Origin of the sequence: Fulvivirga sediminis, assembly GCF_016757215.1 — a bacterium.
Lineage (GTDB): Bacteria > Bacteroidota > Bacteroidia > Cytophagales > Cyclobacteriaceae > Fulvivirga > Fulvivirga sediminis.
In genome coordinates this window covers 52,972-66,855 of record NZ_JAESIY010000007.1, presented here as the reverse complement: position 1 = coordinate 66,855, position 13,884 = coordinate 52,972, and the positions used below count along the sequence as shown (strand labels likewise).

The window sequence follows — 13,884 nt, the reverse complement described above, 5'->3', positions numbered from 1 at the left end:
GGGATAAAAGTAGTGCTAGTTCGGGGAGCCCTTTACTTGGTGCGTTCAATTTCCTTTAAGTTCTCCATCTTTTTATTTCTCAGGAAGCCATTGATATCTTCAAAATGCTCACGTATGCGCTTATTGCCAAATTCAAATACTTTTTCTGCCAAACCATCAAGGAAGTCACGGTCGTGTGATACCAGGATAATAGTACCTTCAAAGTCTTTCAGGGCATCTTTAAGGATATCCTTGGTTTTAATATCTAAGTGGTTAGTAGGCTCATCGAGAATCAATAAGTTAACAGGCTGTAACAATAATTTGATCATGGCCAGCCTGGTTCGTTCGCCACCAGAGAGTACTTTCACCTTTTTATCAATAGTATCTCCGCTGAACATAAATGCCCCTAGTAAATCTTTAATTTTCGTTCTAATATCTCCCTGAGCAATTTCGTCCACCGTTTGGAAGACAGTGAGGTTTTCATCCAGCATGGCTGCTTGGTTTTGAGCGAAATAGCCAATCTTGCTGTTATGGCCTACCTGCAGTGTACCATCATAATCAATCTCACCCATAATGGCCTTCACCATGGTAGATTTACCCTCTCCATTTTTACCTACAAAGGCAACCTTGTCACCCTGCGCAATGGTGAAAGTGGCATCCTTGAATACCAGATGATCGCCATAAGACTTGCTGAGTTCTTCCACTATAACAGGGTATTTACCTGACCTTGGCGCAGGTGGAAACTTCAGATTGAGAGCCGAAGTGTCTACTTCATCCACTTCCACAATCTCCATTTTCTCCAGCATTTTTACACGCGACTGTACCTGCAAGGTCTTAGAGTAAGTGCCTTTAAAACGATCTATAAATTGTTGAATTTCAGCTATTTGCTTAGCTTGATCGTCAAATTGCTTCTGCTGTTGCTCACGCCTTTCTTTACGCAGCTCCAGATAGTGAGAGTAGTTGGTGCGGTAGTCGTATATACGGCCTCTGGTAATCTCAATCGTGCGGTTGGTCAGGTTATCAACAAACGCCTTGTCGTGACTGATGACCATTACCCCTTTGGCGCTATTCTTTAAAAAGTTTTCCAGCCACTGCACCGATTCTATATCCAAATGGTTGGTAGGCTCATCAAGCAGTATCAAGTCAGGTTTCTTTAACAGTATTTTGGCCAGTTCAATACGCATGCGCCATCCCCCGCTAAACTCATTGGTAGGCTTGGTAAAATCTTCACGTACAAAGCCAAGACCGAGCAAAGTTTTTTCTACTTCAGCATCAAAGTTTACCTCTTCAATACTATAAAACTTTTCGCTTAGTTCTGACACTTCTTCAATGATCTTACTGTAGGCTTCAGACTCGTAATCTGTGCGCGTTTCCAGCTGGTGGTTAAGCTCATCAATACGCACTTTCATGTTATTTATTTTGGCAAACGCCTTTGATGCCTCCTCAAATACGGAGCAGTCGTCGTCAGTAAGCAGATGTTGGGGAAGGTAGGCAATCACTGACTCTGAAGGAAAGGATACTTTACCCTGAGTAGGCTTGTTAACTCCGGCAATGATTTTCAGCAGGGTTGATTTGCCTGCCCCATTTTTACCCATGAGGGCAATACGGTCATTATTGTTGATATTAAACGTGATATTACTAAATAAGGTGGTGCCGCTAAACTCGACACCTACGGCATCTACTGAAATCATACTTTTAAAATTTACCACAAATCTAAGAGATCACCGTTTGGAAGTAATCATTAGTATAAATTTTGTTTTCAAAAACTAATTGATGTGTGGAAAAGCAGGATTATACATCATCCCCTGCCCTTCTTTATCTAAGATAAGGAAGTTCTAGTAACTGCTAAGCTTCTGTTTGGTTGAGCAATGGCTTTAAAGGTTTTTCTGTTGAGCAGGATAGTTTAATGCAGGGGGATGAAACTAGCTCTAGCGGCAAATCCTTTTACTGATGATTCAATGAACCGCTTATTTCAGCTATATGCTTGGCATGTAGTACTTGCATAAAATCCAGCATATCCATAGCTTTATCAGAATTAACCTACTATCCATGAAAAAGATCTTAACCTGTGCTGTACTCGTAATCTTATTTGCAGCCTGCCAAAACCCTAAGCAAAAGCAGTCAGAAACTACAGCGAAAAATGTCTCAGAACAAAATCTGGTAATAGATGATGCCGCCAAAGAGCGGTTAGATGCTGTTCTCAAATCATTCATCAATGATAGCATAGTGGCGGGAGCCTCTGCCCTTATTTATGAAGATGGCAAGGAAGTATATTTCAACGCGGTAGGCTATGCTGATCGTGAAGCGCAAAAGCCTATGAACAGAAATACTATTGCCACCATCTATTCTATGACCAAGCCTATTAAAGGCACCACTTTAATGACGCTTTACGAAGAGGGTAAATTTAAATTAGATGATAGCTTAGCCTCTTATCTGCCAGAATACGGTGATATGCAGGTGATTTCAAAGGTGGACGCATCGGGTAAAAGAACATTAGAGCCTCTGAAAAGGCCTATAACTATAGCAGATATAACAAGACATACAGCGGGCTTTTCTACCAGAGCAGACTTTGGGTTAGATCAAACGTATCAAGAGGCGGATTTACGAAATTTGAATAATCCTCTGCCAGAAATGTCAAATAGGTTGAGCCAAATTCCGCTAGGCTTTCAGCCAGGTGAGCGATGGGAATATGGTATTTCTGTAGATGTCCAAGCTTATTTGGTGGAGAAAATTAGCGGAAAGCCCTTTGCTCAATATATGAAAGAGACCGTATTAGACCCGCTAGGTATGACTGACACTCGCTATTTTGTGCCTAAAATGGATAGAGAAAGAGTTGCTGCCATTTATTATAAAACTGATAGCAGCCTTACTCGAGTTTCTGATGAAGATGTTCACACTGTTAATTATGACCAATGGGCCCTTACTCCTGGAGGCTGGGGTCTCACCTCTACCATAGATGATTACATGAAATTTGCTCAAATGCTAGTAAACGGTGGGTCATATAAAGGATCTACTATACTAAAACCTGAAACTGTGAAGCTAATGGCTACTAACCATCTTCCTGCTGTGCAAGACAGCTTGTGGCTACCCAGCAAAGGGCAAGTGGGTTTCGGAATAGACTTTGCTGTAAGAACAGAACCACCTCACAGTGTAGAAGAGAACAACGGCACGGTAGGAGAATTTTTCTGGGATGGCGCTGCTAGCACACTCTTTTGGGTAGACCCTAAAAACAAACTAACAGTGGTATTATTTGTACAGGTATTTCCATTCCAGGGAAAAGTGCATAAAATGTTTAGAGATGCGGTGTATGGTTCTTACAGTAAGTCGTAATAGGTTTTTGATTAAAACAAGTCTTATAATTTCTTTAGTGAAGCATTTTTTCAACAAAACCAAGAGCATGGCTTTTAGGTAAAAAAACTAATCTAATTTGTGGTGTATTATTAATCTAATGGCAATAGCTTAAGAAATCTTATTACCCTTTTGTTGCTATATTATTCTATTTTTCCGGGTTCTGTAATCATATCCAAAAGAGGAAAACAGCGTTGAATAAACCATTTACTGCTGGACATGTTAAGTATACTTATAAATTGAAAAATGAATACTACTATTTTGAAATAAGATATGTCTCAAAATAACATGATAAAAGAAGCCATAAAAAATTGTGAAGATGAAAAGATTCACTTAATAGGATCTATTCAGTCTCACGGATATTTATTGGCTGTAAGCAAAGAAGATTATTGCATTAGATATGTAAGTGAAAACGTTAAGCTATTATTTAGTGGTGTTTTACTTGGTAAAAGAATAGATGTAATAGATCAGCAAATAGACACTTCCGTAACGGGTAGCACCTTAATAGAGCTTTTAAATACTCAGTTAAGAACCGAAAATTTTGATGGTTATAACCCCTATCACATTACCTTAAATGGTGTACCCTATAATCTCATAACCCACATTAGTTCCGATTTTATTGTTTTAGAATTTGAGCCGGACTCATCTGAAACTAAGGGCTTAGAAATTAACTCCTTTTTAGGGGATGTGCTTATTCACCTTAACATAGCGAATAAAAGCCTAAGGGATATACTTGCTACTACTACTATTAAGTTGAAGGAGCTATTAGGAATGGATAGAGTCATGATCTATCAATTTGATGATGACTGGAGTGGCGAAGTAGTGGCTGAAGCAAAAGAAAGTCATTTGGAAACCTTTTTGGGACTGCATTTTCCGGCTACCGACATTCCTCGCCAAGCTAGGGTTTTATACGTAAAAAATAAGACTCGTCATATAGCAAATGTTTTCTCTGAACCAGTAAATATACTTTCAGATCAAAATATTACTCTTGATCAAAGTTTTTGCCAACTAAGGTCTGTTTCTCCTGTACACATCCAGTATTTAAAAAATATGGGTGTTTCAGCTTCCTTTTCCATTTCACTGATATGCCATGGAAAATTGTGGGGACTAGTTTCTTGCCATAATTACTCCTCAAAGTTCATTGATTATAAAACCAGAAAAGCCAGTGAAATAATATCCAGCTACCTTTCTAACATGATAGAGCTGAAAACAGAAAAAAAATTATCATCAAAAAGAGCTGAAAATGAACAAATAGTAGATACACTGGATAAGCAGATAAGGGAAGACTGGAACCTGAGAACAGGCCTAAGCGGTCATCAGGTCAATTTACTATCTATCGGCAAAGCTCAGGGTGCTGCCTTGTGCATGCAGGAGGAAATAACAACAGTAGGTGATACCCCTCAGCCGAAGGATATATTAAGAATCGTTGAAGCTTTTTATGAAAGTGATATCAATGAAGATATTTTTCATACGTCATCACTGGCTAAGATTTTTCCTTTTGCTGAAGAACTAAAAGAGCTGGCCAGTGGTATGATGATCATTGTTATTTCCAGAGAGCTCAAAGAGTGTATAATCTGGTTCAAACCAGAACAGCTCGAAAGCGTATCATGGGCTGGTAAACCCGATAAAGTAATCTCTCAAGGTGATGAAGGTCACTATTCATTATCTCCCAGAACTTCTTTTGAAAAATGGGAAAATACTGTTACTAGTACCTCTCAGAATTGGAGACCCTATGAAATAGAAGCGGCTACTCTACTGAAAGATAAAATCAGTGCATACTTAAAATTAAAGGCCAATGAAATGCGCAGGCTGAACTATAAGCTTACGCAGGCCTATGAAGAACTGAATACTTTTAGCTATACGCTTTCTCATGATTTAAAAACACCTTTGAATAATATACATAGCTATCTAGAGCTATACGTAGAAGAAGAGGAAATTGACCTTGAAGACAGTTTTTACCTTAACAAAGCATTAGCTAACACTAAGCTAATGCAGAATATGATCAAAGAGGTGATGAACTATGCTCAGACTACTCAGGGAGAAGTGGAATTTAAAAAAGTTAATATTTATGATATTATTGAAAATATAATTTCTCAGTTAACTAAAGATAGTAATGATTGCTTTATAGACAACCAATTAGCGAAGGATACCTACGTTAGCGGTAATTCAGTGATGTTATTTCAAATATTTCTTAACTTGATAGAAAATGCCGTTAAATACCAAAACAAAAACGCTGATTGTTTTGTTAAAATCTACAATAAACAATACGAAGATAAAATTGAATTTTACATCGAAGACAACGGTGTAGGCATAGAATCACAAAGTATAGAACATATTTTCAAATTATTTAAAAGGGCAAACAAAGACTCCAGCATAAAGGGTTCAGGAGTGGGACTAAGTATAGTTAAGAAACTAGTTTCAAAGCACAATGGCACCCTGGAGGTTACCAGTGAAGTAGGAAATGGATCAATTTTTAAAGTTACATTTAATAAATAAAAGAGATGGATATAGTTTGTGTTGAAGATAACGAAGACTTTACTTTCTTTTTATCAAAAGCCCTCAAAAACCAAGAAAATATAGAATATGGTATATATGGGCTGGCAGCAGATGCCTTAATGGCACTAAGTAATATGGAAGTTTCTTTGCCTAAAATGATTCTGTTAGACATTGATTTACCCGATAAAGATGGATTTTCATTTCTTAGAGAGTTAAGAGACTCTAATGTTCTTAAGCATATCCCGGTAGTTATGCTTTCTTCTTCTGAGAACCCTAGAGATATTCAAAAGGCTTGCCAATTAGGGGCAAATGCCTATGTAACTAAACCTGGTGGCTTCAGTCAAATAAAAGTATTAGTACAAGATATTTGCGATTTTTGGTTAAGGCATCATAGAAATCCGGCCGCATAATGTAGCTGATTATTTTATTAATCATTTTGTCTTATGAAGTATATAAACGAAAAAGATTTATAAGAGAAGTTAAATAAATAACTTTTAAAAATTGTATCAGCAAGAAATTCGCAATGGAATTATTAGTTAAATAAATATGGCCGCAATATAGTTGCGGCCTTTCTTTTTTACGCTTCCCTACTCTTTCGCGTTTACGCGCTTATTTCATTCAGGCAGCTTGAATGGTTCGAATCAAAAATAAATATCTATACTATTTTATTTTTGTTATTGTAATATGAACGATTCTATTTTCACTAGCGAGCACTATCTCGATTTTCATACTCACAGTATGCGCCATGTAGATGAAGAAGATGTGATGGAGATTGTGTCTATTCACCCAGGTAAAGACCGCGAAAAGAAGTATTACACCGTAGGTATGCACCCTTGGTGGACAGAAAGGCCTATTGATGAGCTACAAAAGCAGGAGCTTAAACAATGGCTGCGAGATGAGCGCTGTCTGGCCATGGGAGAAATGGGATTAGACAATTTAAAAGGTCCTGACATGACCAAGCAAATGGATATATTACGTAGCCAGCTGGCGCTAGCTCAAGAGCTAAATAAAGCGGTAATTATACATTGTGTAAGAGCTTATGACCAGCTCATCCATATAAAAAAAGAATTCCCTAAAATAAAAAAATGGTGTGTACATGGTTATGGAAGGCATGCTATTTTAGCGCAACAGCTTATAGATCAAGGGTTTTACCTTTCTATTATGCCTACTGTTAAACCAGAGCGCTACGAAAGCCTTTTTCATGAATTGCCACACGGTAAGTTGTTTTTAGAGACGGATAGCATGCCTAATGTAAGCATAAAGAATGTATATTCGCAGTTATCAAAAATTACAGGTATAGATGAAATTGATCTATGCCGGCAAATGAATAGTAACGCAAAGGAATTTTTTAGTAAATGAGTCATTGGTTAGAGCGCACCGAATTACTAATAGGTGCCGAATCATTAGAAAAATTAAAGAGAGCCAACCTCTTAGTGGTCGGTTTAGGAGGTGTAGGTAGCTATGCCGCAGAAACACTGGTAAGATCCGGGGTAGGTAAAATCACCATTATTGATGGTGATGAAGTAGATCCCACCAACAAAAACAGGCAGTTACAAGCGCTGAACTCTACTGTAGGAAGGCAAAAAGCCCATGTACTGAAGGAGCGTTTTTTAGATATCAATCCTGATTTACAAGTCCAGGTAATTGATAATTTTATGGAGCCTGACGTAATGGCTTCCTTTCTTCAAGAAAATCAGTTTGACTTTGCGCTTGACTGCATTGATAGCTTTGTGCCTAAGTTATCTATGATATTGACTTTAAGAAAGATGAAGTGCAAGTTCATTTCTTCTATGGGGGCTGGTGGTAAGCTAGACCCTTCCAAAATAAAGGTATCTGACATCAGTAAAACCAAGGAGTGTAAATTTGCTCAGCAGCTTAGAAAAATACTAAAGAGCAAAGGAGTGACTAAAAGGGTATTATGTGTATACTCTGAAGAGATTCAGATAAAGGATTCTTTAAAACTCACGGATGGCTCCAATTATAAAAAATCATTCTACGGCACTATTTCGTATATGCCGGCTATGTTTGGTATGACCATGGCCGCAGAGGTAATTAAGAGGTTGATGAAATAGTTAGCAGATAATATTTAGCGTATTTTGAAATGAAGGTTTTAGCACTTGTATTTCTTTCCAATTGGACTAATTTTGCTTTACAATTTTAATATTAATATGACAGACAGCTCAGAATCTCTTAATTTTATAGAACAAATTGTTGCAGAAGACTTGGCCAACGGACTGCCAAAAGAAAACCTTCGCTTTCGTTTCCCTCCAGAGCCCAATGGCTACTTACACATAGGCCATGCCGCCTCTATATGCCTTAATTTTGGACTAGGAAATAAGTTTAATGCACCAGTAAACCTTCGTTTTGATGACACTAACCCTACTAAAGAAGAACAGGAGTATGTGGACGCCATCAAAAATGATATTCAATGGTTGGGTTTTCAATGGGCACAGGAATGCTACTCTTCTGACTATTTTCAGCAGTTATATGACTGGGCTATCGAGCTAATAAAAAAAGGGAAAGCCTATGTAGATCCTCAATCAGCAGAAAAAATGGCTGAGCAGAAAGGTACACCTACTACACCAGGTACTCCAAGCCCTTATCGTGATTCTAGCGTAGAGGAAAATCTGGAGATCTTCGATAAAATGAAAAATGGAGAATATCCGGCAGGTGCTTACGTGCTAAGAGCTAAAATAGATATGGCCTCTCCTAACATGCTTATGCGAGATCCCCTACTCTATCGTATTGTAAATAAACCTCACCACCGCACAGGTAGCGAATGGTGCATTTACCCTATGTATGATTGGGCTCATGGAGAATCTGACTATATAGAGCAAATATCTCATTCTATCTGTACTCTGGAGTTTAAACCTCACCGTGAGCTTTATGATTGGTTTCTGGATCAGATTTATGATGATAATAAACAAAGACCTAAGCAGCGTGAGTTTGCCAGACGTAACCTGAGCTACACGGTAATGAGCAAGCGTAAATTACTGCAATTGGTAGAGAGCAAAACCGTTTCTGGCTGGGATGATCCTCGCATGCCTACTATCTCAGGCCTAAGACGAAGAGGATATACACCTGAATCTATAAAAAAATTTAGCGAAGTATCTGGTATCACCAAACGTGATAGTGTTACCGATGTGTCTTTATTGGAATTTTGCATTCGCGAAGACTTAAACAAAACGGCTACACGTGTAATGGCCGTGTTAGATCCGGTGAAGCTGGTGATTACTAATTATCCTCAAGATAAAGTAGAAATGCTCGAAGCTGAGAACAACCCTGAGGATCCTAAAGCAGGAACTCATGAGGTGCCCTTCTCAAGGGAGCTCTACATAGAACGTGAAGATTTTAAAGAAGAGGCCAATAGCAAATACTTCAGGTTATCTTTAGGGAAAGAAGTACGATTAAAAAGTGCTTATATCATCAAAGGTGAGTCTGTAGTGAAGGATGAAAATGGAAATATCACAGAGATCCATTGTACTTGCGACCTTGATTCACGCTCAGGAAGTGGTACTGAAGCGAGTATGAGAAAAGTAAAAGGTACGCTGCATTGGGTATCTATAGCTCATGCGGTGAAGGCAGAAGTTCGTGAGTACGACCGTCTGTTTTTAGATGAGGCTCCGGATAGCCATGAGGGCAAAGATTTTATGGAATTTGTAAACCCTGATTCTCTTAATATAATCAAAGAAGCCTATTTAGAGCCATTTTTGAAAGAAGCACAATTAGAAGATAAATTTCAGTTTCAGAGATTGGGCTATTTTACCTTAGATAAAAATGCCTCTGCAGAACATCTTATTTTCAATAAAACAGTTGGTTTAAGAGACTCATGGGCTAAGCAACAGTCAGAGAAAAAAGCTCAAAACCAACCTCAGCCCAAAGCGAATAAGAATCAGCCTCAGGCTCAAAGAAGTGCTTTAAATGAGATGCAAAAGATAAGTAAAAAATACACTAACTTATCTGGTGCGAAGCTGGAAGCTGCCCGAGCAGATATTGAAAAGCTGGCAGAAGAAATTACTTATGATGAGCTGGAGCCACTATTTAACACTGCTGCTAAGAAAGTAGGAACAAGAATAGGTGTAATGATAAGCTTAGGCGTTTTACTTAAAAATGGCCAGGAACGTAATGACAGCATTAATGAATTCATCAGCAAAGGAGCGGAAGATAACAACGAGCTATTAGCTGAAGAGGCTAATAAGCTGGGGTAAAGAATGGAGATATTTGATTAATCGAATTTCACCATTATTATAAATTAGGAAAAAAGCATCTAGAATATTCTAGATGCTTTTTTTTTAAGAAAAATTTACCCGAATAATTCCATAAGAAATTTAATTCCAATCTGTTACTCCGAGGAAATATCTTTTGAACTAATTAACAAACTCTTTGCTATTTGATAAGATATAATATCCTGTTATGGGATTCCTACACTCAAAACGGATTCTTTAGAAGAATTATCATAATTTAAAAGGGGGTGCTAAATGCTTCCTGATAACATAAGATAGACCGTTTGCTTCAGCTAAATATACATGCTTTGAATAGGCTCCATTTCAAAAAGGATATTAAGCTCTTTTTCTAATTCTTAGTTAGTATCATCTATTTTAATACATGATTTTTTATGTCATTAATTAAATTAGGATCTTCCCATGTATACTTCGCTAGTCTGTCATCTATCAATTTCCAAGTAATATTTTATGGTACAGAAAAATCAATATCTAAATGATATTAAGAAATAAAAAAATCAAAAGGTAAGCGTAGTTGACACTTAATAACTCTCCTGTAATGCTTTCAACTAAATAGTGCTACCATTCACCTTTCTTAGGTGTTTAATAATATAAAACCTATACCATTCTTAAGTGTTAGCCTCTTAGAATCAAGCAAATAAAAATCTATCTGAACCATATATGACAAAAATAGTAGTATACGACTTAAACGAGACTCTATATCATAAATCTTCGAAAGACGAATTTTTCAAATTTATCTGTTACAAGAAGGGATATAAGCTGCCACACCTATTTCAGCTTACTGCCTTAAAATTTCTGAATAACATAGATGTGATAGGCAAAACCTTTTTCAAGGAGAATTTCTATAATTATCTCGACAATATGCCTCCTGAAAAAATAGAAAAATATGCAGAGCAGTTTTGGGGCATGGAATATCCTGATTATTTCCATAAGTCTATGGTGGCAGATATTAAAAAACACCATAAAGAAGGAACATTGGTCTATATTATTACCGGAGGCTTTGAAGTTTACACTAAATATTTAGAAAAGATTCTACCAGTAGAAGTGCACGGCACCCGTACTTCTTATAAGAATGGTACTTATAAAGTGATAGGTGAAGCATGTAATGGTAAGGCTAAAGTTAAACGATTAAACGAAGTTGCTCCCGCAGATTATAGATTAATAAAAGCTTATTCTGATGATAAAGAGCCCATTCTGTATGAAGCTGAAAAGGCTTATTATGTTGATGATGGTGAAGTTATGCCATTAGAATCTGCTTCAGATTAAGTATATTATTGCTGAGCTATTAAAGCTGCTCAATATTACTTGACGATCATTATTAGGCTTAAACCGGTTGTAGTATCCGCTACTACCCATATATAACTTGAGCTTGAGCTCAAATTCTTGCTTTATGCACAAACTTGCATTCATGAAATACTGCCCTTGCATTGTCGCGACGAACAATCCACTTATCTTATTCCGAGCGGAAGCTCTATGTTATAACTACCTATAAACTACAATTCTTACTAGTATTAAATAAATCGCTTCACCAAATCAACTATCAAAGCTATAGCAAAGAGCCAACCGGTGTACAATAAGGTATATCCCAAACTATTTAATACTGAGGCTGATAAGTCTCCTTTAGTAGCAACAGACTTTTTCACAGCCAATTTAAGAGCCCGAATAAATATCCAGTATAGGGAAGCAAATATGAGAAATAGAGATATCCAAAATATGGCTTCAAAAACAATGAGAAGTACTACCATTACTATAGACATTACAATCCAACTCAGGATGGAAAGTAAACATCCACCAATTCCTTCAGTTGTATCAATATCCCCTACTTCCGGAATATTTGAATCACTAAACCACATGCCTGGTTGAAAATTCTTAAACTTCGGGTAATCATTAACGAGTTGGATGCCTTTATACAGTGCTATACTCAGAAAGATAAATATGACTACCGAAATCACACTCAAAGAAATATACAGATTAGCCGAAAGTGATCTATTATAGTTAATACCAGAAGTGTAAACCGTTAAGATGGTAAGCCCTATTGTAACAAGGGTAGTTATAAAAACTGTTTTTCCTTTAAGTACTAACATGTCTTTATTCATTGATTTCTATATAAAAGCCTCACTTTTTCTAAGTCAGTGGACGCGGTGATCTCATAAAAGTAATTCAGCTGCCATTTTTGACTGCGTTCTGCTTGTTTATTCAATACCGTATCCCACACCGGATACACCCGAAAAGCTCTCTTACCCTCTTTAGACTCTGTAGAAATAATGCCTTTGTTCATTAACACTGAGCCAGGAAAAACGAACTGTCCCCGTTGTTTTCTATAAGTTATATTGATCACAAAAAAGTCAATATCATCAGATTGGTTCAATGGCTCTATAATACTCTCACTATTTCGCTTCCAAAAAGTAACGAACTGTCCTGCCTTTTTGGGAGTAATTTTGGCTGCTCTACTAACTATATTATCACCGTTTAACTTAAACCGACAGGCTTCATAATCTTTACTCTCTAATTCTTCATTATAGTGGCTAATCTTATAATCAAGTACATCATAAACTGCTGATTTTACAAAAGAAATGGTCGGATACATCTAACGCTTACTAATAATTTTCACAATTCTATTGTACACTATCTCTGATAAATTCCAGGTGTAGCCATCAAAATTGGTGGTATTGACAAACTGAATCATCACCATATCCAGGTCTTTATGATATTCGGCTATACTCTGATAACCAGGAATCAGCCCGGTATGATTATATTTATATAATGATGAGTAAATTTCCTGCTCTCCATTCCGAAATACAGAACCATCATTTAAAGCTCTTAAGAACGTTCCTACATCCTCTGCAGTAGCCAGCATAGATCCATAATCCGTGGCCTTAATATCTTCTTCTACCCCTACGTAGTAGCCACTCATTACTGCATTCATATCCACGTCATGGATGGAGCCATAAGTATTTTCCAGACCAAGTGGAGATAAAATGGATTCCTTAATGTAATGAAATTTGCTATGGCCCGTCACCTTTTCAATAAGCATGGTAAGCAGCAAATAGTTAGTATTTGAATATTCGTAATCAGTATCTGGTTCGAAATTAGAGGGTAAATCCAGTATTCTGGCTAGTGTTTGTACTTTATTTTTAGGTGGATCAATCCAAAAATTAGCGGTATTGGTATAATTAGGAATTCCACTTCTGTGCTGCACTAACATGCTCAAAGTGATTCTATCTGCATATTCAATTCTATCAGTCAATTCCGGAAAGTAATGTGCCACCGATTTACTCAAATCCAGACGCCTATCATGCACTAATTTGGTGATAGCCACAGCATCATAGAGCTTTCCTATGCTAGCAATTTTAAATAAGGCATCAGTACGAGCTGGGATTTTTTCGGCTCGGTTATGCCAACCTGCCGCATAAAATTCAGACTCTTTTCCTGCTTGGTCTACATAAACTATAATGCCGTCAAAACCATGATCAATTGCCTCGTTTAACTGATCGGGAATTGTAGAAGGCAATGGTAAGATCCACGCCCAAACCAATGGCCAGGGTACAAAAAATAAAGATATGACTGTTCCGATGGGTAAAATGATCCTTAGTAAGCGCTGTAATTGCTTTTTATCCATGAGAATTTAGGGTTGCTTTCTGTCTCCTAAAATCTATATAAAAAACTAATAATCAAACTGTTTACTTTAAAGGGATAGCTCATTATTCTTCATAAAGAAGAACTACCTACATGGAAGGTGATCCAATTATTACCGCTCATTTGCTCGTAGAGTTCAATAATGAAGACAGTTTGATTTTAGTTGGAGCAAAGAATTAGGATC

Annotated in this window: 11 protein-coding genes; 7 read left to right on the top strand and 4 right to left on the bottom strand. The window is 37.2% G+C overall.

Going from position 1 to position 13,884, the window contains the following annotated elements:
* Positions 1-32: 32 nt before the first annotated feature.
* The gene (locus tag JL102_RS13475; protein WP_202244945.1) at positions 33-1,670 is read right to left on the bottom strand and encodes an ABC-F family ATP-binding cassette domain-containing protein; all 1,638 of its coding nucleotides are present in this window, start codon (positions 1,668-1,670) and stop codon (positions 33-35) included.
* Positions 1,671-2,028: 358 nt separating this feature from the next.
* On the opposite strand from JL102_RS13475, the gene JL102_RS13470 reads away from it, so the two are divergent.
* The 7 genes from JL102_RS13470 (at position 2,029) to JL102_RS13440 (ending at position 11,330) form a co-directional block, all read left to right on the top strand.
* Positions 2,029-3,309 carry a serine hydrolase domain-containing protein gene (locus JL102_RS13470; protein ID WP_202244944.1) on the top strand — a complete coding sequence of 427 codons (1,281 nt, stop codon included), beginning with the start codon at positions 2,029-2,031 and terminating at the stop codon, positions 3,307-3,309.
* Positions 3,310-3,600: 291 nt separating this feature from the next.
* The gene (locus JL102_RS13465) at positions 3,601-5,823 is read left to right on the top strand and encodes an ATP-binding protein (RefSeq protein WP_202244943.1); all 2,223 of its coding nucleotides are present in this window, start codon (positions 3,601-3,603) and stop codon (positions 5,821-5,823) included.
* A 5-nt stretch (positions 5,824-5,828) separates the two neighbouring features.
* Complete coding sequence (locus JL102_RS13460) at positions 5,829-6,233, top strand: response regulator (protein WP_202244942.1); 405 nt, start codon at positions 5,829-5,831, stop codon at positions 6,231-6,233.
* A 274-nt stretch (positions 6,234-6,507) separates the two neighbouring features.
* Positions 6,508-7,182: a TatD family hydrolase gene (locus JL102_RS13455; protein ID WP_202244941.1), complete on the top strand. Its 675-nt coding sequence runs from the start codon at positions 6,508-6,510 to the stop codon at positions 7,180-7,182.
* On the top strand, positions 7,179-7,895 hold the full coding sequence (locus JL102_RS13450; RefSeq protein ID WP_202244940.1) for a tRNA threonylcarbamoyladenosine dehydratase: 717 nt from the start codon (positions 7,179-7,181) through the stop codon (positions 7,893-7,895). Before JL102_RS13455 ends, JL102_RS13450 begins: the two co-directional genes overlap by 4 nt.
* A 96-nt stretch (positions 7,896-7,991) precedes the next feature.
* Entirely contained in the window at positions 7,992-10,031 is a 2,040-nt protein-coding gene (locus JL102_RS13445) for a glutamine--tRNA ligase/YqeY domain fusion protein (RefSeq protein WP_202244939.1), read from the top strand.
* A gap of 693 nt (positions 10,032-10,724) precedes the next feature.
* Entirely contained in the window at positions 10,725-11,330 is a 606-nt protein-coding gene (locus JL102_RS13440) for an HAD family hydrolase (RefSeq protein WP_202244938.1), read from the top strand.
* Between the two features lie 245 nt (positions 11,331-11,575).
* On the opposite strand, the gene JL102_RS13435 is transcribed toward JL102_RS13440, so the two are convergent.
* Genes JL102_RS13435 through JL102_RS13425 form a run of 3 tightly spaced genes read right to left on the bottom strand, consistent with a single transcriptional unit; the run spans position 11,576 to position 13,683 of the window.
* Positions 11,576-12,160 (bottom strand): hypothetical protein, encoded by a 585-nt coding sequence (locus tag JL102_RS13435; protein WP_202244937.1) that lies wholly within the window; start codon positions 12,158-12,160, stop codon positions 11,576-11,578.
* Entirely contained in the window at positions 12,157-12,651 is a 495-nt protein-coding gene (locus JL102_RS13430) for a MepB family protein (RefSeq protein ID WP_202244936.1), read from the bottom strand. Before JL102_RS13430 ends, JL102_RS13435 begins: the two co-directional genes overlap by 4 nt.
* Positions 12,652-13,683, bottom strand: a complete 1,032-nt coding sequence (locus JL102_RS13425; protein WP_202244935.1) for a serine hydrolase domain-containing protein — start codon at positions 13,681-13,683, stop codon at positions 12,652-12,654.
* Positions 13,684-13,884 lie beyond the last annotated feature (201 nt).

What these genes read in the sequence shown, in the direction of transcription:
- JL102_RS13475 (WP_202244945.1), bottom strand. Translation starts at nt 1,670, where the DNA reads ATGATTTCAGTAGATGCCGTAGGTGTCGAGTTTAGCGGCACCACCTTA.
- JL102_RS13470 (WP_202244944.1), top strand. Translation starts at nt 2,029, where the DNA reads ATGAAAAAGATCTTAACCTGTGCTGTACTCGTAATCTTATTTGCAGCC.
- JL102_RS13465 (WP_202244943.1), top strand. Translation starts at nt 3,601, where the DNA reads ATGTCTCAAAATAACATGATAAAAGAAGCCATAAAAAATTGTGAAGAT.
- JL102_RS13460 (WP_202244942.1), top strand. Translation starts at nt 5,829, where the DNA reads ATGGATATAGTTTGTGTTGAAGATAACGAAGACTTTACTTTCTTTTTA.
- JL102_RS13455 (WP_202244941.1), top strand. Translation starts at nt 6,508, where the DNA reads ATGAACGATTCTATTTTCACTAGCGAGCACTATCTCGATTTTCATACT.
- JL102_RS13450 (WP_202244940.1), top strand. Translation starts at nt 7,179, where the DNA reads ATGAGTCATTGGTTAGAGCGCACCGAATTACTAATAGGTGCCGAATCA.
- JL102_RS13445 (WP_202244939.1), top strand. Translation starts at nt 7,992, where the DNA reads ATGACAGACAGCTCAGAATCTCTTAATTTTATAGAACAAATTGTTGCA.
- JL102_RS13440 (WP_202244938.1), top strand. Translation starts at nt 10,725, where the DNA reads ATGACAAAAATAGTAGTATACGACTTAAACGAGACTCTATATCATAAA.
- JL102_RS13435 (WP_202244937.1), bottom strand. Translation starts at nt 12,160, where the DNA reads ATGAATAAAGACATGTTAGTACTTAAAGGAAAAACAGTTTTTATAACT.
- JL102_RS13430 (WP_202244936.1), bottom strand. Translation starts at nt 12,651, where the DNA reads ATGTATCCGACCATTTCTTTTGTAAAATCAGCAGTTTATGATGTACTT.
- JL102_RS13425 (WP_202244935.1), bottom strand. Translation starts at nt 13,683, where the DNA reads ATGGATAAAAAGCAATTACAGCGCTTACTAAGGATCATTTTACCCATC.